This is a genomic window from Sphingomonas sp. CFBP8993 (assembly GCF_034044895.1).
Classification (GTDB): domain Bacteria; phylum Pseudomonadota; class Alphaproteobacteria; order Sphingomonadales; family Sphingomonadaceae; genus Sphingomonas.
Map to the genome: position 1 here is coordinate 451,322 of NZ_JAXCWU010000004.1, position 23,664 is coordinate 474,985.

General features: G+C 68.9%; 20 protein-coding genes and 1 riboswitch. Of the genes, 9 read left to right on the plus strand and 11 right to left on the minus strand.

Annotated features, from left to right (window positions below):
- Positions 1–21 precede the first annotated feature (21 nt).
- Together atpA and SOM26_RS10955 are read right to left on the minus strand one after the other, a co-directional pair.
- Entirely contained in the window at positions 22–1,551 is a 1,530-nt protein-coding gene (atpA, locus tag SOM26_RS10950) for a F0F1 ATP synthase subunit alpha (protein ID WP_320452736.1), read from the minus strand.
- A 7-nt stretch (positions 1,552–1,558) separates the two neighbouring features.
- Positions 1,559–2,128, minus strand: a complete 570-nt coding sequence (locus SOM26_RS10955; RefSeq protein ID WP_320452793.1) for a F0F1 ATP synthase subunit delta — start codon at positions 2,126–2,128, stop codon at positions 1,559–1,561.
- Between the two features lie 252 nt (positions 2,129–2,380).
- Between SOM26_RS10955 and SOM26_RS10960 the strand changes: the two genes are divergently transcribed.
- Entirely contained in the window at positions 2,381–3,199 is an 819-nt protein-coding gene (locus tag SOM26_RS10960; protein WP_320452737.1) for a bifunctional transcriptional activator/DNA repair enzyme AdaA, read from the plus strand.
- A 6-nt stretch (positions 3,200–3,205) separates the two neighbouring features.
- On the opposite strand, the gene SOM26_RS10965 is transcribed toward SOM26_RS10960, so the two are convergent.
- Together SOM26_RS10965 and SOM26_RS10970 are read right to left on the minus strand one after the other, a co-directional pair.
- Positions 3,206–4,762 carry a hypothetical protein gene (locus SOM26_RS10965; RefSeq protein ID WP_320452738.1) on the minus strand — a complete coding sequence of 519 codons (1,557 nt, stop codon included), beginning with the start codon at positions 4,760–4,762 and terminating at the stop codon, positions 3,206–3,208.
- A gap of 81 nt (positions 4,763–4,843) precedes the next feature.
- On the minus strand, positions 4,844–6,334 hold the full coding sequence (locus SOM26_RS10970) for a S1C family serine protease (RefSeq protein ID WP_320452739.1): 1,491 nt from the start codon (positions 6,332–6,334) through the stop codon (positions 4,844–4,846).
- A gap of 147 nt (positions 6,335–6,481) precedes the next feature.
- Between SOM26_RS10970 and SOM26_RS10975 the strand changes: the two genes are divergently transcribed.
- Positions 6,482–8,011, plus strand: a complete 1,530-nt coding sequence (locus SOM26_RS10975) for a TadA family conjugal transfer-associated ATPase (protein ID WP_320452794.1) — start codon at positions 6,482–6,484, stop codon at positions 8,009–8,011.
- 102 nt (positions 8,012–8,113) lie between these two features.
- A complete protein-coding gene (locus tag SOM26_RS10980; RefSeq protein ID WP_320452795.1) occupies positions 8,114–9,385 on the plus strand; it encodes an aspartyl protease family protein in 1,272 nt (423 codons plus the stop codon).
- On the opposite strand, the gene SOM26_RS10985 is transcribed toward SOM26_RS10980, so the two are convergent.
- From SOM26_RS10985 to SOM26_RS11000, 4 genes are all read right to left on the minus strand, one after another.
- Positions 9,379–9,624 carry a 3TM-type holin gene (locus SOM26_RS10985; protein WP_320452740.1) on the minus strand — a complete coding sequence of 82 codons (246 nt, stop codon included), beginning with the start codon at positions 9,622–9,624 and terminating at the stop codon, positions 9,379–9,381. The genes SOM26_RS10980 and SOM26_RS10985 overlap by 7 nt on opposite strands.
- Entirely contained in the window at positions 9,621–10,178 is a 558-nt protein-coding gene (locus SOM26_RS10990) for a glycoside hydrolase family 108 protein (RefSeq protein ID WP_320452741.1), read from the minus strand. Before SOM26_RS10990 ends, SOM26_RS10985 begins: the two co-directional genes overlap by 4 nt.
- Before the next feature lie 203 nt (positions 10,179–10,381).
- Positions 10,382–11,281: an ROK family protein gene (locus tag SOM26_RS10995; protein WP_320452742.1), complete on the minus strand. Its 900-nt coding sequence runs from the start codon at positions 11,279–11,281 to the stop codon at positions 10,382–10,384.
- 96 nt (positions 11,282–11,377) lie between these two features.
- A complete protein-coding gene (locus SOM26_RS11000) occupies positions 11,378–11,812 on the minus strand; it encodes a MerC domain-containing protein (RefSeq protein WP_320452743.1) in 435 nt (144 codons plus the stop codon).
- Positions 11,813–11,949: 137 nt separating this feature from the next.
- Here SOM26_RS11000 and SOM26_RS11005 point away from each other — a divergent pair, with 137 nt between their 5' ends.
- The 6 genes from SOM26_RS11005 to cobS all read left to right on the plus strand — a co-directional run bounded on the left by SOM26_RS11005 (position 11,950) and on the right by cobS (position 20,308).
- Positions 11,950–15,072, plus strand: a complete 3,123-nt coding sequence (locus SOM26_RS11005; RefSeq protein ID WP_320452744.1) for a glycoside hydrolase family 2 TIM barrel-domain containing protein — start codon at positions 11,950–11,952, stop codon at positions 15,070–15,072.
- Positions 15,069–17,333 carry a S9 family peptidase gene (locus SOM26_RS11010; protein WP_320452745.1) on the plus strand — a complete coding sequence of 755 codons (2,265 nt, stop codon included), beginning with the start codon at positions 15,069–15,071 and terminating at the stop codon, positions 17,331–17,333. The genes SOM26_RS11005 and SOM26_RS11010 overlap by 4 nt, the downstream gene beginning before the upstream one ends.
- 20 nt (positions 17,334–17,353) lie before the next feature.
- Positions 17,354–17,537: riboswitch (cobalamin riboswitch) on the plus strand.
- 89 nt (positions 17,538–17,626) lie between these two features.
- Positions 17,627–18,034 (plus strand): DUF1636 domain-containing protein, encoded by a 408-nt coding sequence (locus SOM26_RS11015; RefSeq protein WP_320452746.1) that lies wholly within the window; start codon positions 17,627–17,629, stop codon positions 18,032–18,034.
- On the plus strand, positions 18,031–19,041 hold the full coding sequence (gene cobT / locus SOM26_RS11020; protein WP_320452747.1) for a nicotinate-nucleotide--dimethylbenzimidazole phosphoribosyltransferase: 1,011 nt from the start codon (positions 18,031–18,033) through the stop codon (positions 19,039–19,041). Before SOM26_RS11015 ends, cobT begins: the two co-directional genes overlap by 4 nt.
- Positions 19,038–19,595: a histidine phosphatase family protein gene (locus SOM26_RS11025; RefSeq protein ID WP_320452748.1), complete on the plus strand. Its 558-nt coding sequence runs from the start codon at positions 19,038–19,040 to the stop codon at positions 19,593–19,595. Before cobT ends, SOM26_RS11025 begins: the two co-directional genes overlap by 4 nt.
- On the plus strand, positions 19,592–20,308 hold the full coding sequence (cobS, locus tag SOM26_RS11030; protein ID WP_320452749.1) for an adenosylcobinamide-GDP ribazoletransferase: 717 nt from the start codon (positions 19,592–19,594) through the stop codon (positions 20,306–20,308). The genes SOM26_RS11025 and cobS overlap by 4 nt, the downstream gene beginning before the upstream one ends.
- Here the strand turns inward: cobS and SOM26_RS11035 are convergent.
- Genes SOM26_RS11035 through SOM26_RS11045 form a run of 3 tightly spaced genes read right to left on the minus strand, consistent with a single transcriptional unit; the run spans position 20,293 to position 23,655 of the window.
- Positions 20,293–21,747 (minus strand): cobyric acid synthase, encoded by a 1,455-nt coding sequence (locus SOM26_RS11035; protein ID WP_320452750.1) that lies wholly within the window; start codon positions 21,745–21,747, stop codon positions 20,293–20,295. The two genes, cobS and SOM26_RS11035, sit on opposite strands and share 16 nt — an antisense overlap.
- Complete coding sequence (gene cbiB, locus SOM26_RS11040; protein ID WP_320452751.1) at positions 21,735–22,673, minus strand: adenosylcobinamide-phosphate synthase CbiB; 939 nt, start codon at positions 22,671–22,673, stop codon at positions 21,735–21,737. The genes SOM26_RS11035 and cbiB overlap by 13 nt, the downstream gene beginning before the upstream one ends.
- Entirely contained in the window at positions 22,666–23,655 is a 990-nt protein-coding gene (locus SOM26_RS11045) for an aminotransferase class I/II-fold pyridoxal phosphate-dependent enzyme (RefSeq protein ID WP_320452752.1), read from the minus strand. The genes cbiB and SOM26_RS11045 overlap by 8 nt, the downstream gene beginning before the upstream one ends.
- Between the last annotated feature and the right edge of the window lie 9 nt (positions 23,656–23,664).

Sequence of the window (23,664 nt, forward strand, 5' to 3'; positions counted from 1 at the left end):
GGGAGAGGGTCATGTCTGCTTTTACGCGAAGATCTTCGCGAACTGGTCGAGCGCGGCCTTGAGCTTGCCCTTGGCCTCGTCGCCCAGATCCTTGGTGTCGCGGATCATCGCCAGCACGTCGGCGTGATCATTGCGCAGGTAAGCCAGCATCGCCGCTTCGTAGCGGACGACCTGCGCCACCGGCACATTGTCGATATAGCCGTTGGTGCCCGCGAAGATCGACGCGGTCTGCTCCTCGAAGGGCAGCGGCGAGAACTGCGGCTGCTTCAGCAGCTCGGTCAGGCGCGCACCGCGGTTCAGCAGCTTCTGCGTCGAGGCGTCGAGGTCCGAGCCGAACTGCGCGAAGGCCGCCATTTCGCGATACTGGGCAAGCTCGAGCTTGATCGAGCCCGACACCTTCTTCATCGCCTTGGTCTGCGCGGCCGAGCCGACGCGGCTGACCGACAGGCCGACGTTGATCGCCGGGCGGATGCCCGCGAAGAACAGGTCGGTCTCGAGGAAGATCTGGCCGTCGGTGATCGAGATCACGTTGGTCGGGATGTAGGCCGACACGTCGCCCGCCTGCGTCTCGATGATCGGCAGCGCGGTCAGCGAACCGGCACCGTTGGCGTCGTTCATCTTGGCCGCACGCTCCAGCAGGCGGCTGTGCAGATAGAACACGTCGCCCGGATAGGCTTCACGGCCCGGCGGGCGGCGCAGCAGCAGCGACATCTGACGGTACGCAACGGCTTGCTTCGACAGGTCGTCGAACACGATCAGCGCGTGCATCGCGTTGTCGCGGAAATACTCGCCCATCGCGGTGCCGGTATAGGGCGCCAGGAACTGAAGCGGGGCGGGCTCCGACGCGGTCGCGGCGACGACGATGGAATACTCCATCGCGCCATTCTCTTCGAGCGTCTTGACGAGCTGCGCCACGGTCGAGCGCTTCTGACCCACGGCGACGTAGATGCAGTAGAGCTTCTTCGCCTCGTCGGTGCCGGCGTTGACCGCCTTCTGGTTGATGAAGGCGTCGATCGCGACGGCCGACTTGCCGGTCTGGCGGTCGCCGATGATCAGCTCGCGCTGGCCACGGCCGACGGGGACGAGGGCGTCGATCGCCTTGAGGCCGGTCTGCACCGGCTCGTGCACGCCCTTGCGCGGGATGATGCCGGGCGCCTTCACCTCGACGCGGCGGCGCTCGGTCGCCTCGATCGGGCCCTTGCCGTCGATCGGGTTGCCCAGGCCGTCCACGACGCGGCCCAGCAGGCCACGGCCGACCGGCACGTCGACGATGGTGCCGGTGCGCTTGACGGTGTCGCCTTCCTTGATCTCGGCGTCCGAGCCGAAGATCACGACGCCGACATTGTCGGCCTCGAGGTTGAGGGCCATGCCCTGCACGCCATTGGCGAACTCGACCATCTCGCCCGCCTGGACATTGTCGAGGCCGTAGATGCGCGCGATGCCGTCACCGACGCTCAGCACCTGGCCGGTCTCGCTGACCTGGGCCTCGGTGCCGAAATTGGCGATCTGGTCCTTGATGACCTTGGAGATTTCTGCGGCGCGGATATCCATGGGAACGTCAGCCTTTCATCGCGCTGGCGAGCGCATTCAAACGGGTGCGGATCGAGCTATCGATCATCTGGGAACCGATGCGGACGACAAGCCCGCCGAGAAGATCGGGATCGACCGACAGGTCGACCGACACTTCGCGGCCGACCCGGGTGCGCAGCTGCTGCTTGAGCTCTGCGACCTGTGCCTCGGTCAGCGGGTGGGCGCTCGTCACCTCGGCAGCAACTTCGCCGCGATGGCGGCTGGCCAGTTGGCGAAAGGCGCGAATGATCTGCGGCAGCGCCGACAGGCGCCGATTCTCGGCAAGGACGCCGAGGAAATTCTTGGTGATCGCGTCGAGGCCGAGCGTGTCAGCCACGGCCAGGATCGCCTTTACGGCGGCACCGCGCGCCACGACCGGGCTCTTGGTCAGCGCCGCCAGATCCTCATTGGTGGCCAGCGCGTCGCGCAGGGTCACGAGGCTAGCCTCGATCGTGTCGATCGAACGGCGCTCAGCGGCCGTCTCGAAAAGCGCGAGCGCATAACGTCCACCCAGGCTCGCCTGGATGCCGCCTGTGCCGCTTATAGTACCGCCGGACATCTCCACGGATGCGAATTCCTCGAACAACGAACGGGTTGGCCCCAAGGGGAACGGGGCGCGAAAAACGCGCCTCCGATGGGTTGGCGGGCGGTTAGCATCGGGAACCAATCGATGCAAGGTGCGTGGCGCATCTTGTGACGGGATGATGACGCCATTTTAACGGCTTTGGCCGCAAGCCGTGGGATGATTGCCACAGCGGCGCTGCTATGATCGTACCGCCCCGCCCCCGGCGTGCGACCGAAAGCCGACCCGATGACCGATTTCGACGAAGACGCCGCCTGGCAGAGTTTCCACCGCCGCGACCGCGCGGCGGACGGAAGGTTCGTGGTCGCGGTGAAGACGACGGGCATCTATTGCCGCCCCAGTTGCGCGGCCCGGCGGCCCCGGCGCGAGAATGTCTGTTTCCACCCCAGTGGCGAGGCAGCGCGCGCGGCGGGCTATCGCCCCTGCCTGCGCTGCCTGCCCGATGCGGTGACGCGCGACCGACAGGCGGTGGCCGCGGCCATCGCGATCCTGGAGGCGGCGGAAGACGCGCCGCCCCTCACCACGCTCGCCACCCAGGTCGGTTATGCCCCGCATCATTTCCACCGCCTGTTCAAGCGCGCGACCGGGGTCAGCCCGGCCGCCTATGCCCGCGCGCTGCGCGGGGCCCGTGCCGCCGAAGCCCTGGCCAGCGCGGACAGCGTGACGCGCGCGCTTTACGAGGCGGGCTATGCCGGGCCCAGCCGCTTCTATGCGGACAGCGAACAGCGGCTGGGCATGGCGCCGGGACAGTGGCGGCGCGGCGGCGACGGCGTGACGGTGGAATGGGCGATCCTGCCCTCGCCGCTCGGGGCCCTGCTGATCGCGGCCACACCGCGCGGGCTGGCGCGGATCGCGTTCGAGAGCGACACCGAGCGGCTTGGCGACCTGTTCCCAAGGGCCGAGCTGAAGCCCGCCGGGCCGGCTACGCTCGACCGCATGACCCGCCTGATCGCCGCGACCGCGACGCCCGACCCGCAGCTTGCCGAGCCCACACGGCACACCGCCTTTGTCGAGGCGGTGTTGCGCGCATGGGTATCGGGGGGATGATCCGGCTCAGGGGGCGGCAGTCGGTGCCGGGGAAGGTCCGGCAAGGATGCGAATCGCCTCCTGGTTACCCGATTCCAGCACCGTCAGCATCTGGGCGGCCGGGTTGTCGGCGGACAGATGCGGGTTGAAGGCGAGCGGACGAAGCAGCGCCTTGGCATTGTCGATCGCCCCGTCCCGCACCTTTTGCATCACCAGCATCATGCGCAGTCCGCCATCCTGCGGCACCAGCTCGAACGCACGGCCGAGCCCGGCGATGGCCGAAGCGCGGGGCTTTTCGCCCTGCATCATGAAGCTGCGGTAGAAGACGGCCAGCGGCTCGGCCGCGTTGGGGTCCGCCCGGTTGGCCTTCACGATCCAGCTGCGCGCCTCCTCCCACAGCTTGGGGTCGTGGCTCTTGGCCGTCTCGACACGGCGCAGATGGATCAGGCCTTTGTAGAGCAGCGCCTGCTGCGACTTGGCATCTACCGCCAGCGCACGGTCCGCCGCCGCCTCCGCCGCCGCATCCTCGCTCGCGTCATAGGCCATTTCGGCGAACCACCCTTGCGCCACCGCATCCTGCGGATAGGACGCCACCGCCGCCGCGGCACGCGCATAGAGATCACGCCCAGCCTTGTCGTCGACGCCGCGATCGGATTGCATCCGATAGCCGATCAGCGCCTGTTCGCCGGCGCTCAGCACCCGCACCGCGACCTGCGGCGTGCCGAGCCGGTCGAACGGCACCAGCACGCCCGGAATCGTTCCGCGACGCAGATAGCGGTCGAGATCGCGGTCGAGATCCTTGAGCGATCCGAATGCCTGATTACCCGCCTGGATACTGGGCGTGCCGGTGTTGAGCAGCTTGAAATACTGGCCCAGCTTGGCCTTTTGTGCCGGGTCGAACATGGTCAGGTGGGTCAGCAGCCAGCCCCGGCCATAGACCTGTTCCAGCTGCATGCTGTCCAGCTTGCGGCGCGACGAATCGAACAGCGTCTCGATCGGCAGCTTGCTGGCCATCAGCAGGCCGTACGCGCGGTGCTGCGCCGCCACGCCGACCATGACCCCGGTGCGATCGAACTTCGCCGTCCCGGTGAACTCGGCAAACCCTTCGGAAAACCATGCGGGATAGGCGCTGCTCGAATTGCCGACCAGGAAATGGTGCGCATATTCGTGGAACAGCACCTGTTGCGGCTGCATGTCGTTGGGATTGTCCCCCTCGCCGCGCATCGGGGTGAAGGCCACCGAACCCGACACACGCGGCTGGTAGAAGCCCAGGACGTTGTCGCTGCCCTTGCCATATAGCCGCCGGACGGCCGCCCCGTTCGGCACGACATAAACGGTGACGGGGTTGCTTTCCTGCCCTTCGATCTCGGGCAGGGCGAAGAAATAGCGGAGCACGGCGTCGAACTGCTCCAGCCGCGTCGCCATCGCCCGGATGTCGGATTCCGACATGTTGCCGTACAGGATGAAGTGCCGGGCCCGCGCCTCGCGCCACTCCGCATTGGCGGGCGACGCCGACAGCGCCGCGCCCACGACCATCAGCGCCGCCGTCATCCAGCGGCGCACGCCCATTCCCCACTTGCTCATTCCCCCGGCCCTCCCAAGCCGCCCCCTAATCGGACGGTCATCTCACCGGATCACGGGATTGGGGACAAGCCCTTTTTGGCGTCAGCGGCCCGCGCGGCAGCCATAGACCAGCTTTTCGTTGGGCAAGGGCGGCAGCTGCTGGCGGATCTGCGCCTGCACGCCTTGCAGATTCTGCAGCGCCGTGTCGGTCTTCACGCATCCGCGCGGGGTGGTCGGCTGCTGCAGCTTGCGGATCGCCTCCATCGTCGCCGAGGGCAGCATGTAGCGCGTCTGGGTATAGGTGCGGGTCATGGGGTCGAAGCGGGCGACCGTCACCGTCGGCTCCTCGTCGGGCACGATGATCCGCTGCCATCCGCCCTCGCCCTCCAGATACTGGGTCTTGCCATCGGCACAGCCGTTCGCGCCCCAGTCGAGCCGCGTCTCGGCGGTCGAGGAAACGGTAATCCGGCTGCGGTCGGGTTGAAGGGTGCACAATAGCGGCCCGATCGCGGTGCCCGGCGGCGTCGGGCCGGTCGTCGTCGCCATCGCCTCGCGCGGCAGGGTCACGTCAGCAGAGGGACGCAGCAGGAAGACGATGATCGCCACGACGATCGCCACCCCGCCGACCGAGACGGCGACGACCGCCTGGCGACGCTGGCCGCGTGTCTCCAGCAGCCCCGCGCCGCCGATCACCAGCGCCCCGGCGACCAGCAGCAGGGCCGCGATCGCCATGATGTTCTCGCGCGACCGCTCGGCTTGCGCGCGTGCGGCGTTCAGCGCCTCTTCGCGGCGCAGCGCGGCGGCACTGGCCGCCTCGCGCTTGGCGGTCGCCGCTTCGACCACGGCGCGGGCATCGGCGGCGCTGTCCTCGCGCAGCCGCTCCTCGATCGAGGTGCAGGGCACGCCGACCGAGACATAGGGCTGGTTGGCCGCGCGCAGGAACGCCATCAGCTCGGTATCGGCGATCGCGAAGCCGAAGGTCGAATCGCCGTCATCGGCGCGGGTCAGTGCCGAGTTCACCCCGATCACCCGGCCGCACGGATCGAGCAGCGGCCCGCCCGAATTGCCCCGCGCGATGCTGGCGGTGTGGAGCAGCACCTCGATCCCGGTCAGCGCGCGGCGGCCCGACGCCACGCCCTGCGACCGGACCGGCGACAGCGGCCGGATATAGTCCGCCGCCGACTGCGCCGTGGCCAGGTCGACATTGCCGGGATAGCCCAGCGCGATGACCTGATCCCCCTCGGTCACCGGGCCGGTGAACAGCGCGGCGGGGGGCAGCTTCGCCTCGCTCACCTCGATCAGCGCCAGGTCGCGCCGCGAATCATAGGCGATGACGCGGCCCTGATAGGATTTGCTGCCCTCCGAAGGCACGACGCCGATCACCACATTGTCGGGATAGCGCTCGGCCAGTTCGACGACATGCGCGTTGGTGACGATGCGGTTGGGCGCGACGGCAAAGCCCGATCCGTGGCCGAAGCCCGCGACCTCGTCATCGACCATCGCGATGGTCACCACCCGCACCACGCCGCGCGCGGTCGCGGCGATATCGTCGGCCCCCGCCGAGACGGGCAACAGGCCGATAGCGATCAGCATGGCCGACAACAGCGGGACAAGGGCAAACCGGCTCAGCATGGGACGGGGCCATATCCCGGCCGCTCCTTCCCCCGCAACCGCGATCGGTTAGGCATATGGTAAATCTTGCCAATTACGAACATGGCCGATGTCTTGGGAAAAATCGGCATGAGCGCGTTCGGTCGCCGTCTGGGTTTGGGTAGCGGGCCCGGGGGACGCCCCGCCTTCGGCGTTGCGCGTCCGATGCACGGACCGGGCCCCGCCCCCCGGGTCGAGGCGGAAGCGCCCGCCCCCGGTGGACAGCAATTCCCGCCGCTCAGCGCCCTGGCAGAGGCCGTCGCAACGGTCGCGCCCGCCACCGCTGCTGACGCGATGCAGCGGCTGGCCGAGCGCCAGGCCGCACCGGTCGACCCCACCCCGGCGCGCGGCGAGGGTTTCGAGGCGTCGATCCACCGGATCAAGGAACAGGTCCTCCCCCGCCTGCTCGAACGCGTCGACCCGGAAGCCGCCGCCACGCTGGGCAAGGACGAGCTGGCCGAGGAATTCCGCCCGATCATCGGCGAGGTGCTGGCCGAACTGAAGCTGACGCTCAACCGGCGCGAGCAGTTCGCGCTGGAAAAGGTGCTGGTCGACGAGCTGCTGGGCCTGGGTCCGCTCGAGGAACTGCTGGCCGATGCCGACATCACCGACATCATGGTCAACGGCCCCGAGCAGACCTATGTCGAGCGCAAGGGCCGGCTGGAGCTGGCCGGCATCCGTTTCCGCGACGAGGAGCACCTGTTCCAGGTCGCCCAGCGTATCGTCAATTCGGTCGGCCGCCGCGTCGACCAGACCACGCCGCTGGCCGATGCCCGGCTGAAGGACGGCAGCCGCGTCAACGTCATCGTGCCGCCGCTTTCCCTGCGCGGCACCGCGATCTCGATCCGCAAATTCTCGGCCAAGCCGATCACCCTCGACATGATGGCGACCGGCGGGTCGATGAGCCAAGACATGGCGACGCTGCTCAAGATCGCGGGTGCCTGCCGGTTCAACATCGTCATCTCCGGCGGCACCGGTTCGGGCAAGACGACGATGCTGAACGCGCTGTCCAAGATGATCGACCCGGGCGAGCGCGTCCTGACGATCGAGGACGCGGCCGAGCTTCGCCTGCAACAGCCGCATTGGCTGCCCCTGGAAACCCGCCCCGCCAATCTGGAGGGCCAGGGCGAGATCAGCATCCGCGACCTGGTCAAGAACGCGCTGCGTATGCGGCCCGACCGGATCATCCTGGGCGAAATTCGTGGGGCCGAGTGTTTCGACATGCTGGCGGCGATGAACACCGGCCATGACGGCTCGATGTGCACGCTCCACTCCAACTCCCCGCGCGAGGCGCTCGCCCGCATGGAGAATATGGTGATGATGTCGGACATCAAGGTGCCCAAGGAAGCGATCAGCCGCCAGATCGCCGACTCGGTCGATCTGGTCATCCAGGTCAAGCGCCTGCGCGACGGCAGCCGCCGTGTGACCAACATCACCGAGGTGATCGGCATGGAAGGACCGGTGATCGTCACCCAAGAGCTGTTCAGCTTCGAATATCTGGACGAGGGCACCGACGGCAAGATCATCGGCGAGTATCGCTCGGCGGGCCTGCGCCCCTATACGCTCGACAAGGCCAAGCAGTTCGGGTTCGACAAGGCGCTGCTGGAGGCGTGTCTGTAGGGCATCGGTCCTTTTCGGCGTCGCCCCCTCCCTATGGTGGTCGTCGAAGCCGTCGACACCGACTCGCACGCAGCTTCCCCTTCGGCTAGGCGTTGGGGCGTGATGCCACGTCCCCTTTACCTGCTGCCCCTTCCCCTGTTCCTGGTCGCGGCGATCGCGCTCCCTCATGCGATGCGAGATTCTGAAACCGTGTCCGCCGCGCAAGGCGGCGCGGCGCGTCAGGACAAGGGCACCGAGGATGTCGTCGCGGCCGCCGCGCGCGATCCCGGCGTCTCGACGCTGGCACCCGATGCCGAAGGACGCTGGATTCCGTTTCAGCTGACACCGGGCAACCAGATCCGCTTCGCCATGACGATCGACGACCGGAGCGTCACCGCGATCCTCGACACCGGGGTCAGCTTCACCCTGTTGTCGCAAGCCTCTCCGCTGGCGGCCAAGGCGAATATCCGTCCCGGCGGGCAGGCCAGTGCGATCGGCGGCGCGGTCGCGATCGGGTGGATGCCGACGCGCACGCTCAGCCTGGGCGGACTGACCCGCAAGGGCGGCGGCGTGGTCGTGGCCCCGTTGCCCGCGCTGGCGACGGGGGATGCGACCGCCGTCGACCTGCTCGTCGGGCGCGACCTGCTGGCGCCGCACGCGCTCGACATCGATTATGCGAACAAGCGGTTCCGCCTGCTCCCCTCGGGCCGGATGCCCTTTACCGGGGCGACCGCGCCGCTGACCGTGTCGACCGAGCGGCGGGTGTATGAAAGCGTGGTCGGGCTGGGCGCGACGCGGCTGTCGCCGGTGATCGTCGACACCGGCGACGGATCGGCGCTGACCGTGACGCAGGGCGGATGGCGTGCGGCCAAGCTGACGCTGCCGACGACGACCGCGATCGGCTTCGGACTGGCGGGCCCCACCGTCAACGACCTGGCGATCGTGCCCACCGTGCGGCTGGGCACGCTGACCGCGCAGGGTGTCGAGGTGCGGATCGAACCAGCACAGGGGTTCAGCGAGTCGGTCGGCGCGGCCGGGCGGATCGGATCGGGTTTCCTGCAACGCTACCGCGTACTGCTCGACCCTGGCGCGGGGCGGATGATCCTGAAGCCCGGCCCCGGCGCGGACACGCCCGCCCAGCGTTCGACCGCCGGGCTGTTGCTGGGCGTCGCCAGCGACCGGTTGCGCGTGCTCCACGTCATGCGCGGCGGCCCGGCCGAGGCGAGCGGCTGGCGCGAGGGCGACACCATCTGCGCGATCGACGGACAGCCGATTCCCCGCGATTATGTCGACAGTCCGATCGCCCGCTGGACGATCGGGACGCCCGGCACCCGCGTCACCTTGCGCACCTGTGACGGGCAGGACCGGGTGCTGACGCTGGCGCGCTTCTACTGACGGCGCTTTCCCCATTCGCGCGCGGCGGTATAGCCCAGATAGCCGGTGGCGAAGAGCGCATAGAGCGGCTCGGGGATCGCGTTCAGATACGCCCCCAGCCCGCGCGTCATCGCCGCCGCCATCGCGGGCCGCACCCCCGCCAGCACCGCCATCGGCAGACTGCCGAGCAGCAGCACGTACATGACGTACAGGAAACTCGGCCGGGCCCGCCGGGTCCACCGATCGGTCTCGACGCTCATGACAGCCGATCCGCCAGCCAGCCATAGAGGAAGGCCTCGTTGGCGGGGCGGCGTTCGGCCAGTTGCAGATAGCGCTCGCCCTGCATCGCCTCGACCGCCTTCCGCAACACGACCTCGCCCGCCGCGCCCCGGTGGCGCAGGAACGCGTCGAGCGCGGCCAGCGTCATCGGCCCGATCCGCCCGTCCGTCGCCAGATCGGGATAGTCGCGGGCCTGGCGGTTGAGCGCATTGAGCGCGCGTTGCAGGAACCCCGCGGCGACGCCCGGCCCCATGTTGACGCCGGTGTCGAACAGCTCCTCCGCCAGTCGCGGTGCGCGGATCGCCACGCGGTCGAAGCCCGGCGCGGTCCAATAGAGGCGATGGTAGATCGCCTCGGCCCACGCCAGCGGCAGGCGACGCATCGGCCCGGTGTAACCATCCGCGCGCGCCACCGCCTCGGTGATGCCGAAGCGCGTCGCGCCGCCGCGATCGGCGGGATGATCGCTATAATCCCCCTCCCGCGCGATCACCTGCGCGATCAATGCCTCGACGTTCGTCTCGTCCCCCTGCCCCATGTCGCTCTCCCCCGGTTGCGAGAGGCAGAGGAACCATATCGGTTCACTGTAGGACAGGGATTTTTACATCCTCCCGGCACGGGGAGGTACCAGCGTGACGGCGCTGACGGAGGGGGGCTTCCTTATAGGACGACCTTCGCCGCACGCCCCCTCCACCACCGCTTCGCGGCGGTCCCCCTCCCCGTTCCGGGGAGGATTTCAAGTCAGTCCAGCGCGGTCCGCGCCAGGGCCAGCGTGCCCAGCGGCCCGGCCTGGTCGCCCAGTTGCGCATGGACGATCCGGTTCGCCACCTCGGCGGCATTGACGAAGGGCAGATAGCCCGACAGCTTCTCAACCGTCGCGGCGCGCACCATGTCGAGCAACTGCGGCTGGCCGACGCCGACGCCGCCGCCGATCACGATGCGACCGCAGGCCAGCGTCAGGAAGAGCCCGGAAAAGCTCTCGGCCAGCGCATCGGCGACGAAGGTCCAGGCGGGATCGTCCGCCGCCAGCTCCTGTGCCGGACGCCCGACGCGTGCGGCGATGCCGGGCCCGGCCACCAGTCCTTCCAGGCAGTCGCCATGGAACGGGCACGCTCCGACGAAATCGTCACCCGCCATGCGGCGGACGCGGATATGCCCCGCCTCCGGGTGCATCCGCCCCGACACCGGCTGGCCATTGACGATGATGCCCATGCCGACGCCGGTGCCGACCGTGACATAGACATGGTCGGACAGGCCACGCGCCGCGCCCCATTGCCCCTCGGCCATCGCGGCGCCGGTCACGTCGGTGTGGATCACCACGCGATCGCCGAACCCCTCGCCCAGCGCGCCGAGCACATCGGCCCCTGCCCAGCCGGGCTTGGGGGTGGCGAGCATATGGCCGTAATCGGCATCGGTCTTGTCGAGCGCGATCGGGCCGAAGCTGCCGATGCCCAGCGCCTCGGGCTGATATTGCTCGTGCCATTCGGCCAACCGCTGGCGCAGCGCCGCCAGGGTCACGGCGGGGGTCGTCGTGGGCAGGCGTTCGGACACCAGGATGTCGCGGCCGCGGCCGATCAATACAATCGATTTCGTTCCGCCCAGCTCGACGCCTGCAACGATACGATCTTCCGCCCCGGCCATTCCTGTCTCCGCGCCCGTTTGATGGGATGTTCTGGCCTTCGCGAGTGCGCGAAAGGTCGGCCTGCGGTCAAGGGCGGGGGCGGGAAAAAGCGATGGTTACAGCGCGGCGAGGCGTGCCATATTGGCCGCGCGCAGGTTGCGGACATGCGCCAGCGCCAGGACCAGGCCCCCCGCCACGGTCAGCACGGTGCCTGACGTCCGCCCCTCAAATCCCAGACCGGCGACCAGCAGCGCCAGCCCGACGGTGCCGATCACCACGGGCGCCACCGACCCGTGCCGCCGCCAGCCGAGGATCAGGGTCAGGCCGCTCAGCGGGATGGCGATAGCCAGCATCAGGACATGAAACAGCTCGCCGACGTTCAGCCAGGTTGATAGCGCAGGCAGGAAGGCGATCGCGACGGGCAACGCCAGGCAATGCAGCAGGCACAGGGCGGATGCGGAAATCGCCAGCCCGTCGAGGTGCCAGCCGGAGGACAGTTCGCCATCGTCGGGGCGGGCCCGCCTGTGCGCGCCCTTGCTGCCATGGATCATATCATCGTGCCTTACCAATCGCCCCCGCGCCTCATATGTAACTTTATATCATTGTTTTCAACCTTTGGCATGATCCCTCTTTAAACTGTATTCCGTATAATCTAGGCTCCTCGCGTCGTGAAAAGAGGATGAGTGATATGGCGAGCCCCCGGCTGTTGTTGTGCGCAGGACTGTCTGCGCTGATCGCGGGCAACGCCTTTGCACAGACCGCCCCAGGGCCTGCCCCCCGCCCCGACTGGGAGAACCCGTCGGTCAACCATATCGGCGCAGAGCCGATGCATACGAGCTTTGCCGGGTTCGAGACCCGCGCCGCCGCCCTGTCCGGCGATGTGGCCAAGTCGCGCTATCACCTGTCGCTGGACGGCCTGTGGAAGGTCCATATGTCCCCCAATCCGGAGGCGCGGCCGGTCGGCTTCGAGGATCCGGCCCGCGACGTGTCGGGCTGGCGCGAGGTGCAGGTGCCCGGCATCCTCCAGGCACAGGGTTTGAGCCGCCCGGTCTTTGTCGGCAGCGGCTATCCCTTTCCGCGCAACGAACCGTTCATCGAACACCGGCTGAACGAGGTCGCCTCCTATCGGCGCGACTTCACGGTGCCTGCGCAGTTCGCCGGACGCCGCCTGCTGTTAAACATCGGCGCAGCGGGGGCCGCCTATTATCTGTGGGTCAATGGGCAGAAGATCGGTTATTCGGAGGACTCCAAGCTCCCCACCGAATTCGACATCAGCCGCGCCGCCAGGCCGGGCAGGAACACGATCGCGATCGAGCTGTATCGCCATTCGGACGGCAGCTATCTGGAGGATCAGGACTTCTGGCGGGTCAACGGGATCGAGCGCTCGATCACCCTCTATGCCGCGCCGCAGACCCATATCCGCGACCTGGGCATCGATGCCGGGCTGACCCATGACTATCGCGACGGCGCGCTGTCGGCCCAGGTCGATCTGGCAGGCGCGGCGGAAGGGACCAGCGTCCGCGCGACCCTGCTCGACGGCAAGCGCACCGTGCTGACCCGCACCGCCACGCCGTCCGGCACCGGCGCGACGATCACCGCCGAGATTCCAGGCGTGAAGCCGTGGAGCGCCGAAGACCCGAACCTCTACACGCTGCTGGTCGAACTGCTCGACGCCAGGGGCAAGCTGATTGAGGCGACCAGCCGCCGCATCGGCTTCCGCACGGTCGAGGTGGCGGGCGGCGAGGTGCGGGTGAACGGGAAGCGGATCATGATCCGCGGCGTCAACCGGCACGAGCATGACCCGCACACCTTCCGCATCGTGTCCGAGGAGACGATGCGGAAGGATATCGAGCTGATGAAGGCCGCGAACATCAACGCGGTCCGCACCTCGCACTATCCCAACGACCCGCGCTGGTACGACCTGGCTGACGAATATGGCCTCTACGTGATGGACGAGGCCAATATCGAGAGCCACGGTTACTTGAGTCTGACCCAGGAAAAGGGCGATCCGACGCTGAACCTGGGGCACAAGCCCGAATGGGCGGCGGCGCATCTCGACCGGGTGCAGCGGATGGTCGAGCGCGACCGCAACCACCCCTCGATCATCTTCTGGTCGCTGGGCAATGAAAGCGGCGTCGGCCCCAATTTCGAGGCGGCGGCGAAGTGGGTCCGCCAGCATGACAAGACGCGGCTGATCAACTTCCTCGGCTATAGCATGAGCGGCTGGCGGCATCCGACCAACGCCTATGTCGACATCTTCGCGCCGATGTATGACGATGTCGAGAAGCTGGCCGATTACGCCACCCGACCCGAATTCACCCAACCGCTGATCCTGTGTGAATATGCCCATGCGATGGGCAACAGCCTGGGCGACTTTCAGGGTTATTGGGATGTCTTCCGCAAATATCCCAAGCTTCAGGGCGGCTTCGTCTGGGACTGGGTCGACCAGACGATGATCCTGAAGGACAAGGCGGGCCGCCCCTATTGGGGCCAGGGGCTGGACTATGATCCCGATCCCAAGGATGCCGGGCTGCACGGCGACGACAGCCCGGTCGGCGACGGCGTGATCCAGTCGGACCGCACCCCCGACCCCGAATATTACGAGATGGCGCATGTCCAGTCGCCGATCCACTTCACCCATGACGGCGGCGGCTGGCAGGTGGTCAACCGCCACGACCATATCGACCTGTCGCGCTTCACGTTGGACTGGGCGGTATTGGAGAACGGCGTCGAGACGGCGCGCGGCAGCATCGCCACGCCTTCGGTCGCGCCCGGAGCCAGTGCACCGCTGTCCTTCACCCTGCCCGCCGCGAAGGACGCCACCGCCGAACGCTCGCTGATCCTGCGCGCCCGGACCAGGGCGGGAGCCATCCCGCCCTTGCCTGCGGGCCATGTCATCGGCTGGGAACAGTTCGCGCTCTCCGCCCCTGTCTTCGCCGCCGTCCCCGCCGGATCGGTCGCGCCGGAGGAAAGCGCCGATGCGATGACCCTGAAGGCAGGCGATGCGGTGCTGGAGATCGACCGGGCGACCGGCCTCGTCCGCCGCTATGCCCGCGACGGCAAGACGCTGCTGACCGGCGGTGCCCCCAATTTCTACCGCGCGCCCACCGACAATGACGTGGGCGCAGGGGTGCCCAAGAGCCATGCGATGTGGCAATATTTCTCCGAGCATCGCCGCCTCGACGCGATCAGTCGCGACGGGAACGCCATCGTCGTCGATCACGACATGGGCGTCGGCTCGGTCAAGATGCAGACCCGCTGGACCATGGCCCTGGACGGCAGCGCGACCGCGACCGTGCGCTTCACGCCGATCCGCGCGACCCTGCCCGATCCGTTGCGCGTGGGCCTGGCCTTCGCAACGCCGGGGCAGCAATTCGGCAAGGTCAGCTGGTTCGGGCGCGGGCCCTGGGAAAGCTATGCCGACCGCAAGACCGGCGCAATGATCGCGCGCTGGGACGGCAGGCTGGCCGATCAGTATCACGACTATGCCCGGCCGCAGGAAAGCGGCAACAAGACCGATGTCCGCTGGGTCCAGCTGACCGGCACCGGCGCGGGCCTGCGCGTGACCGGCGCGCAGGCGCTCTCGGTCAACGCCCTGCCCTTCCCCTATGGCGACCTTGCCATGAAGCCGCCTGCGCAGGCGCACAGTTCGGACATCACCCCCCATGGCGACGGCACGCTGCTGATCGACGCCGCGCAGGCCGGGGTCGGCGGCGACACCGGCTGGAACCTCGATGGCCGCGCGCACATGCCCTATCGCATCGCGCTGAAGCCGCTGACCTACAGCTTCACCATCGGAGCGGCGCGTTGAAATCCCTGCTGACCCTCGCCCTGTTGCTGACCGCCGCCCCGGTCGCGGCACAAACCGTGCCCGACCGGATCGGAAAATCCCTGGCCCTTCGTGAGCAGTGGCAATGGCTAACCCGCGACATCGCGTCGCCCGCCGAGTGGGACGCGGACGGGCGGCATTTCCATTATCGCAAGACGGTGGCGGGCGGCTTCGCCTTCGTCGATGTCGACGCCGCCACCCGCGCCAAGGCCGCCGCCTTCGACGCCGCCGCATTGGCGCCCGCTCTGGGCAAGGCGATGGGCCAGGCCATCGCCCCCTTGCGCCTGCCCTTCGAGCATTTCAGCTATACGCCCGATCGTTCGGCGATCCGCTTCTCGATCGGCTATGACGACACCGTCTATCGCTGCACCCTGGTCCAGCCGGTCTGTTCGGTCGTTCCGCCCGAAAACCCCGGCCGCCCGCGCGGCTTCGGCGTGGTGCGCGACCTGCGCGTGCCCGCCGACAACCATCCGCGCCTGTCGCCGGACGGCAGGCTGGAGGCGCTGGTCCTCGACGACAATCTGGTCGTGCGCGAGGCGAAGGGCGGCAAGGAACTATGGCGCAGCCAGGACGGCAGCCCCGCCAATTTCTACGACCCCGAGAGCCTGGCCTGGAGCCCCGACGGCCGACATATCGCGCTCCAGCGCGTCCGCCCCGGCTATGCCCGCATGGTCACCCGCATCCTCGCCGCGCCGCCGGGCAAGGTCCAGCCCGAGGTGATCCAGCAACTCTATCCCAAGCCCGGCGACGCGGTGGACCAGGAAGCCCCCGTCCTGTTCCGCGTCGCGGACGGCCAGCGGACCGAGATCGACCCCGGTCTGTTCGCCAATGCCTATACCCTGTCCGCGCCGGAATGGCGCGCCGACAGCAAGAGCTTCGCCTTTGCCGACCTGAAGCGCGGCTTCGGTGAGACGAAGATCATCGCCGTCGACGTCGACACCGGCCGGGCGCGCGCCGCCGTCACCGAAACCGCCAGGACCTTTGTCTTCCGCGACCGGATCTGGTCGCATGACGTGAAAGGGCTGGGCCGCGAAATCCTCTGGGCGTCGGAGCGTGACGGCTGGCGGCATCTCTACCTGATCGACGGGACGACCGGCCGGGTCGTGCGCCAGATCACCCGGGGCAACTGGCTGGTTCGCGATATCGCGAAGGTCGATGACGACAAGCGCCAGATATGGTTCTCGGCCAGCGGCTTCGTGCCGGGCGAAGACCCCTATTACAAACACTGGTTCCGGGTCGATTTCGACGGCCGCAACCTGACCCGCCTCACCAAGGAGAATGCGACGCACGAGGTGCGCTTCTCCCCCGACATGTCCACTTATGTCGATGTCTATTCGCGCACCGATAGCCCCGAGACAATGGAGTGGCACGACGCGCGCGACGGACGGCTGATCCAGACGCTGGAAAAGGGCGACATCACCGCGCTGACCGCCGCCGGTTTCCGTCCGCCCGAGCGCTTCACCGCCAAGGGTCGCGACGGCAAGACCGACATTTACGGTCTGGTCGTCCGTCCCCGCGACTATGACCCGGCCAGGCGCTATCCGGTCATCGAGAATATCTATGCCGGGCCGCACGACAGTTTCGTGCCCAAGACCTTCTGGCCGTTCGGCGCCTTCTCCGGCGGCGACAAGGTCATGGGGATGCAGCAGCTCGCCGATCTGGGCTTCATCGTCGTGATGATCGACGGCATGGGCACCGCCAACCGGTCCAAGGCCTTCCACGACGTCGCCTGGAAGAACCTGGCCGATAGCGGCTTTCCCGACCGCATCGCCTGGATGAAGGCGCTGGCCGCCAAGGACCCTGCGGTCGATATCAGCCGCGTCGGCATCTACGGCGGCTCGGCGGGTGGGCAGAGCACGCTGAACGCGCTGCTGTTCCACCCCGAATTCTACAAGGCCGGGGTCGCCTATGCCGGGTGTTTCGACAACCGGATGGACAAGATCGACTGGAACGAACAGTGGCTGGGCTATCCGGTCGACCGGAGCTATCTGGACGCCTCGGGCGTGGTCCATGCCGGGCAGTTGCAGGGCAAGCTGATGCTGGTCGTCGGCGAACAGGATTCCAATGTCGACCCGGCCAGCACGACCCAGGTCGTCGATGCGCTGATCAAGGCGGACAAGGATTTCGACCTCCTCGTCATCCCCGGCGGCGAGCATACCGCCGGGCGCAGCACCGGACCGGTGGCGTACGCGATGCGGCGGCAATACGCCTTTTTCCTGAAGGCGTTGCGCGGGGAGGAGTGACATCCTCCCCGCCCACGCCTATCGCTCGGCGCGCGACAGGTTCCCCTTGGGGATCAAAAGGGAATGGGGTGCGAAACCCCGGCTGCCCCTGCAACTGTAAGCGGCGAGCCATCCGCCATCACGCCATTGGAGCATCGCTCCGAGAAGGCGGCGGACCGGCCCCGACCCGCGAGCCAGGAGACCTGCCCGTCGCGGTCGTCCTTCGGTCGGTCAGGGTGTGCCGGGCGAAACGGGGCTATCCCCGCGCGCGACGACAGCGCCTGTGGAGATATAGCCGTGACCGAGACCGACCCATGCTGAAACCCGCCGCGAACGGCCCCGCCGTTATCGCCTGCAACACCTGCCGCCTGTCCGACGATGCGCGCGAGAATGAGGACGGGCGGCGCGGCGGCGCGCTGCTGGTCGATGCGCTGCGGCGCGTCCAGGCCGCCGACCCCGCTTATGCCGATGTGGCGGTCGAGGAAATGCCCTGCCTGTTCGCGTGCCAGTCCTTCTGCACCGTGCATGTGCGCTGCCCCGGCAAGGTCGGGTACGTGATGGGCAAGTTCGCCCCCGACGACGATTCCGCACGCGCTATCCTGGACTATGCCCGCGCCTATGCCGACAGTGACTGGGGCCAGGTGCCGTACAAGCAGTGGCCACAGGGGGTGAAGGGTCATTTCATCACCCGCACGCCGCCAGAGGGATTTGTCGTCGAATGAGCCCGTTCCCGACCGTCGCCGCGTTCGAGGCCGCCCTGGACAGCCTGAGCCAGCCCGACATGGCGGCCCGCGAAGCGGCGACCGCACGGCAGGGCCAGTTGACCAAGCCACCCCGCTCGCTCGGCCGACTTGAGGATATCGCGATCTTCCTGGCCGGGTGGCAGGGTGTCGAGCGGCCCCGGATCACCAACGGCCGCGCGGTGATCTTCGCGGGCAATCACGGCGTCGTCGCACGCGGGGTCAGCGCCTTTCCGGCGGCGGTGACCGCGCAGATGGTCGCCAATTTCGCCGCCGGGGGCGCGGCGATCAACGCGCTGGCCGCCGCCGCCGGGCTGGCGCTGTCCGTCGTGCCGCTCGACCTCGACCGGCCGACCGCCGACTTCACCACCGCGCCCGCGATGAGCGAGGCGGAATGCCTGGCCGCGCTGTCCGCCGGGGCCGAGGCGGTGGGCGATGCCGACCTGCTCGTGCTGGGCGAGATGGGGATCGGCAACACGACCCCCGCCGCCGCGCTGGCCGCCGCCAGCTTCGGCGGCACGCCTGCCCTTTGGGTCGGTCCGGGCACCGGCGTCGATGCCGACGGCCTGTCGCGCAAGGCGCAAGTGGTGACCGACGGCCTGGAACGTCATCGGCCCCATCTCACCAGCCCGTTCGAAATCCTGCGCCGCCTGGGCGGACGCGAGATCGCGGCGATGGCGGGCGCGGTGCTGGCCGCGCGGTTGAAGCGGATTCCGGTCGTGCTCGACGGCTTCATCGGCACCGCCGCCGTAGCACCGCTGGCCACCGCCAATCCCGACATCACCGCCCATTGCCTGGCGGGGCATTGCTCGGCCGAGCCGGGTCACACGCTGCTGCTCGCCCGGCTGGGGCTGGAGCCCATATTGTCGCTGAACATGCGGCTGGGCGAGGCGAGCGGCGCGGCGGTCGCGGTCGCGGTCATTCGATCGGCACTGGCCGCGCATGACGGCATGGCGACCTTTGCCGAAGCGGGCGTATCGGGCGCGTGACCACGTTCCGCCTGCATCTGCTCCGCCACGGCGAACCCATCCTGGCGGGGCGGATGCTGGGCCGGACCGATAGCCCGGCGACGGCCAAGGGCATCGCCGATTGCAGAGTACGCGGGACGGGACTGGCCGTGACGCGCCGCCTGTCCTCCGACCTATCCCGCGCGCGCGCCTGTGCCGAGGCGATCGGCCCGGCCGAGGTCGATCCGCGCTGGCGGGAACTGGATTTCGGCGCATGGGACGGCATGGCCGCATCTCAGATCGACGCAGGCGCGCTCGCCCGGTTCTGGGACGACCCCGATGCGGCCCCGCCGCCGGGCGGAGAGCGCTGGTCCGATCTGGTCGCGCGGGTCGGGGCCGCGATCGCCGACCTGCCGCCCGAGCCGACTCTGGTCGTCACCCATGGCGGGGCGATGCGTGCGGCACTGCACATCCTGTGCGGCTTCGACGCCCGCGCGGTCTGGGCCTTCGCCCTGCCCTATGCCAGCCTGGTCACGCTGGAGGTGTGGGACGGCGAGCCTCGCTCGGCGCAGGTCAGCGGGCTGGTGACGGCATGAGGACGCTCATCGTCGCGCTCGGTTTCCTGACCCGCCTGCCGATGCCGCGGGTCGAGGCCGACAAGGCCGATTTCGCCCGCGCCATCCGGCTCTATCCGGTCGCGGGGCTGGTCATCGGGGCGATCGTCGCTGGCGCGGGCTGGCTGGGTGCACGGGTCGATCCGTGGACGGGGGCGCTGGCGGCGCTGGTGGCCTGGGTCTGGGCGACGGGGGCGCTTCATCTCGATGGACTGGCCGACCTGTCCGACGGGCTGGGTGCGGCGCATGGCGATCGCTCGCGGTTGCTGGCGGTCATGGCCGATCCGCATATCGGCAGCTTCGGGGTCACCGCACTGGCGTTGCAGTTGCTGGCCAAGCTGGTGCTGCTCCACGCCTTGCCCGCGGCCACATGGCCGGTCCTCGCACTGATCCCGGCGGCGGCGCGCATCGGGCCGCTGGTCTGGGCGCGGATGCTGCCGCCGTTGCGCCCCGGTGGGCTTGGCGCGATGGTCGCGAGCGCGGTGCGGCCGGTCGACATGATCGGCTGGATCATCGCCGCCTTCGCATCGGGGCTGCTCTATCCGCCGCTGGCCGTCGCGCCGCTTGTCATCGTGGCGCTGTCGCTCTGGTTCCGGCACAAGCTGGGCGGCGTCACCGGCGACGTGCATGGCGCGGGCATAGAACTGACCGAGACCGCCCTGTTGCTCGCCGCCGCGCTCTACGCCCTGCCCTGAGCGATCCGCAGCAGCGCGTCGCCATCGACATGCGCCTCCAGCACGGCGGCGATGGCGTCGAGCGCAGCATCGACATCGGCACGGTGGTCCGGCCCGTGCCCCGCCACACCGATCCGCGCCAGCCATGCCGCACGCTGCCCCGCTTGCCCAAGCAGGCCATGGATGTAGCTGCCCGCAACCAGGCCATCGGCGCTGATCGCCCCCTCCGCCCGGCCATCGGCCAGATGCCCCACGGGGCGTGTGGTATCGGGGCCGCTGGTCTGCCCCAGATGGATCTCATAGCCGGAGAACGCCGCGCCCAGCGCCGCGCCGGTGACCGGCCGCACCGTCTTCGCGCCGGTCAGCACCGTCTCGACATCCAGAAGCCCCAGCCCTGCGACGCTGCCCGCCGGGCCCTCGACCCCGTCCGGGTCGGCGACCATGCGCCCCAGCATCTGATACCCCCCGCACAGGCCCAGCACCGGCCGTCCGCGCCGGACATGCGCGGCGATATCGATGTCCCAGCCCTGCGCGCGGACAAAGGCCAGGTCGGCGATGGTCGCCTTCGACCCCGCCAGCACGATCATCGCGGCGTCGGGAATGGGCTGGCCGGGGCGGACCATGACCAGATCGACCTGCCGCTCCAGGCGGAGCGGATCGAGATCGTCGAAATTGGCGATGCGCGGCGTGATCGGACAGGCGATGACCAGCCGTCCACCCGCGCCCGCCATCGGCCGCTCCAGCGCCACCGCATCCTCGCTGGGCAGTCGCGCGGCATCGCCGAGCCAGGGGATCAGCCCCAGCGATCGCCAGCCGGTATGCTCGGCAATCACCGCCATGCCGTCGGCGAACAGCGCGGGGTCACCGCGAAACTTGTTGACCAGGAACCCGCGGATCATCGCGGCATCCGCCGGGTCAATCACCGCCTTGGTCCCGACCAGCGAGGCGATCACCCCGCCCCGGTCGATATCCCCCGCCAGCACCACCGGCACGTTCGCCGCGCGCGCGAACCCCATATTGGCAATGTCGCCCGGACGCAGATTGACCTCGGCGGGCGAGCCTGCACCCTCCACGATCACCAGATCGCACTGCGCCTCCAGACGGCGATAGCATTCGACCACCTCGGGCAGCAGGCCGATCCGCCCCTCGCGCCACCGCGAGGCGGGCAGCATGCCCCGCACCTGCCCGCGCACGATCAGTTGCGAGGTGCGGTCGCCCTGCGGCTTCAGCAGCACCGGGTTCATGTCGACATGCGGGGCGACACGCGCCGCCATCGCCTGGGTCGCCTGCGCCCGCCCGATCTCACCGCCGTCCGGGGTCGCGGCGGCATTGTTGCTCATATTTTGCGGCTTGAACGGGCGGACGGTCAGACCGCGATTGGCGAAAAGACGGCACAGCCCCGCGACCAGCACCGACTTGCCGACGTCCGAACCGGTGCCCTGGATCATCAGACCAGCCATGCGACTGCTCCAGCGATCACCCAGAGCAGCAGGCAGGCGCGTGCATAGATCTGCAACGCCGTGACGATGTCCGCCGGAGCCGCCGCCCGTCCCCCGCGCCCGATCCACGGCTTGATCTGGGTTGCGCCGTCATATGCGACCGGCCCGGCCAGCGCGACGCCCAGCGCGCCCGCCATCGCCGCTTCCGGCCAGCCCGCATTGGGCGAGGCATGGGCGCGCGCGTCGCGCCGCATCACCGCCCAGCCGCCCGCCCCCGCGACGCATACCAGCACACCGGCGATCCGCGCCGGGATCCAGTTCGCCCCGTCATCGATCCGCGCCGCCGCCCAGCCGAACGCCCGCCAGCGCGGTTCCCTGTGCCCGATCATGCTGTCGGCGGTATTGATCGCCTTGTACACCCACACCCCCGGCAGCCCGAGCAGCAACAGCCAGAACAAGGGCGCGACGATGCCGTCGCAAAAGCTCTCCGCCAGCGTCTCGATTGCGGCGCGCGAGACGCCTGCCTGGTCCAGTCGCTCGGTATCGCGCCCCACGACCCGTGCGACGAGGCTGCGCGCGGCGGCAAGATCGCCGCGCATCAGAGCATCCGCCACCGGCCGCACGTGTACGTACAGGCTGCGCTGCGCCAGCGCGGGCCAGGCCAGCACGGCGCTCGCGATCCAGCCCCAGCGGCCGAGCCACACATGGACGGCATGATCCAGCCCCCAGGCGATCCCCCCGGTCAGCGCGATCAGCAGCACCATGGTCAGCACGCCCAGCCCCCGCCGCACGCCTTCGGATCGCTCCGACCCGTTGCCGAGCCGCTCGGCGAAGTTCAGGAAGCGCGCAAAGCCACCCACCGGATGGCCGATGCGCGTATAGAGCCGGTCGGGCCAGCCGATCGCGGCGTCGAGCGCCAGCGCCATCAGGGCCACGGGATCAGCCATGTCGCAATGCCTCGTCCAGTCGTTCAAGATCCGCCGTCGCGGCGGGCACGCCGAAGCGCAGCCGGTTCGGGGCATCGGCAAAGGGGCGGACCAGAATGCCCGCCGCCGCCAGTCGGTGAAAGATCACGGCGGCGTCGGGCGTCTCGACCATGCGGAACAGCGGACACGCCCCCCGCGCCATCAGGCCGTGGCGCGCCAGCACCGCGTCCATCACACGCGCCCGCTCGACCAGCGCGGTCCGGGTCGCCTCGATCCAGGTGCGATCGGCATAGGCCGCGCTGCCCCAGGCGATGGCATGGGCCGATACCGGCCAGTCGCCCAGCAAATCGCGTAGCCGCACGAGGACATCGGGCGCGGCGATCACGAAGCCCAACCGCACCCCCGCCAATCCGAAGAACTTGCCGAACGAGCGCAACACCACCACCCGCTCGTCGCCGTCGAAACCGGGTTCGGGCATCGCGTCGGCAAAGGCTTCGTCCAGGATCAGCCAGCCGCCCGCCCGCGCCTGCGCCGCCGCCAGCCGGGCGAGGTGCTCTGGCGAACGATAAACGCCGTCAGGATTGTTGGGATTGGCGAGGAGCAGGCTGCCCGGTCGCCCCGTCCAATCGTCCAAGGCGGCGTGATCGACATGGGCGGCGGCAATGGTGCCGTGCGTCCCGTAAGTGGGCTGCACCGCGACGATCGGCTGCGCCATGCCGAGCAGCGGCAGCAGCCGAAGCGCCATCTCGCTGCCCGGCACCGCCGCCACCCGCTCGACAGGCACGCCGAAATGCGCCGCCGCCAGGGCCTCCAGCCGGGCGAGTGCGCTGCGATCCGGCAAGGGGGCGGCGTCGACCGCAAGTCCCTCGGGCGCCGTCCATGGCACCGGATTGATCCCCGTCGACAGGTCCAGCCATGGCTCCATCACCTGGGAGAACAACGCCCTGGCCGCGTCGATCCGGCCGCCATGATGGGTCAGCGCGCCCATTTCCGCTTGCGTCATCGTGCCACT

Excerpts from the sequence above, each read along its gene's own strand:
- SOM26_RS11005 (WP_320452744.1), top strand. The coding sequence starts at position 11,950 with ATGGCGAGCCCCCGGCTGTTGTTGTGCGCAGGACTGTCTGCGCTGATC.
- SOM26_RS10975 (WP_320452794.1), top strand. The coding sequence starts at position 6,482 with ATGAGCGCGTTCGGTCGCCGTCTGGGTTTGGGTAGCGGGCCCGGGGGA.
- SOM26_RS10985 (WP_320452740.1), bottom strand. The coding sequence starts at position 9,624 with ATGAGCGTCGAGACCGATCGGTGGACCCGGCGGGCCCGGCCGAGTTTC.
- SOM26_RS10955 (WP_320452793.1), bottom strand. The coding sequence starts at position 2,128 with ATGTCCGGCGGTACTATAAGCGGCACAGGCGGCATCCAGGCGAGCCTG.
- cobT (WP_320452747.1), top strand. The coding sequence starts at position 18,031 with ATGAGCCCGTTCCCGACCGTCGCCGCGTTCGAGGCCGCCCTGGACAGC.
- SOM26_RS10990 (WP_320452741.1), bottom strand. The coding sequence starts at position 10,178 with ATGGGGCAGGGGGACGAGACGAACGTCGAGGCATTGATCGCGCAGGTG.
- SOM26_RS11035 (WP_320452750.1), bottom strand. The coding sequence starts at position 21,747 with ATGGCTGGTCTGATGATCCAGGGCACCGGTTCGGACGTCGGCAAGTCG.
- SOM26_RS10960 (WP_320452737.1), top strand. The coding sequence starts at position 2,381 with ATGACCGATTTCGACGAAGACGCCGCCTGGCAGAGTTTCCACCGCCGC.
- SOM26_RS10970 (WP_320452739.1), bottom strand. The coding sequence starts at position 6,334 with ATGCTGATCGCTATCGGCCTGTTGCCCGTCTCGGCGGGGGCCGACGAT.
- cobS (WP_320452749.1), top strand. The coding sequence starts at position 19,592 with ATGAGGACGCTCATCGTCGCGCTCGGTTTCCTGACCCGCCTGCCGATG.
- SOM26_RS11015 (WP_320452746.1), top strand. The coding sequence starts at position 17,627 with ATGCTGAAACCCGCCGCGAACGGCCCCGCCGTTATCGCCTGCAACACC.
- SOM26_RS10980 (WP_320452795.1), top strand. The coding sequence starts at position 8,114 with ATGCCACGTCCCCTTTACCTGCTGCCCCTTCCCCTGTTCCTGGTCGCG.
- SOM26_RS11045 (WP_320452752.1), bottom strand. The coding sequence starts at position 23,655 with ATGACGCAAGCGGAAATGGGCGCGCTGACCCATCATGGCGGCCGGATC.
- SOM26_RS10995 (WP_320452742.1), bottom strand. The coding sequence starts at position 11,281 with ATGGCCGGGGCGGAAGATCGTATCGTTGCAGGCGTCGAGCTGGGCGGA.
- atpA (WP_320452736.1), bottom strand. The coding sequence starts at position 1,551 with ATGGATATCCGCGCCGCAGAAATCTCCAAGGTCATCAAGGACCAGATC.
- cbiB (WP_320452751.1), bottom strand. The coding sequence starts at position 22,673 with ATGGCTGATCCCGTGGCCCTGATGGCGCTGGCGCTCGACGCCGCGATC.
- SOM26_RS11000 (WP_320452743.1), bottom strand. The coding sequence starts at position 11,812 with ATGATCCATGGCAGCAAGGGCGCGCACAGGCGGGCCCGCCCCGACGAT.
- SOM26_RS10965 (WP_320452738.1), bottom strand. The coding sequence starts at position 4,762 with ATGAGCAAGTGGGGAATGGGCGTGCGCCGCTGGATGACGGCGGCGCTG.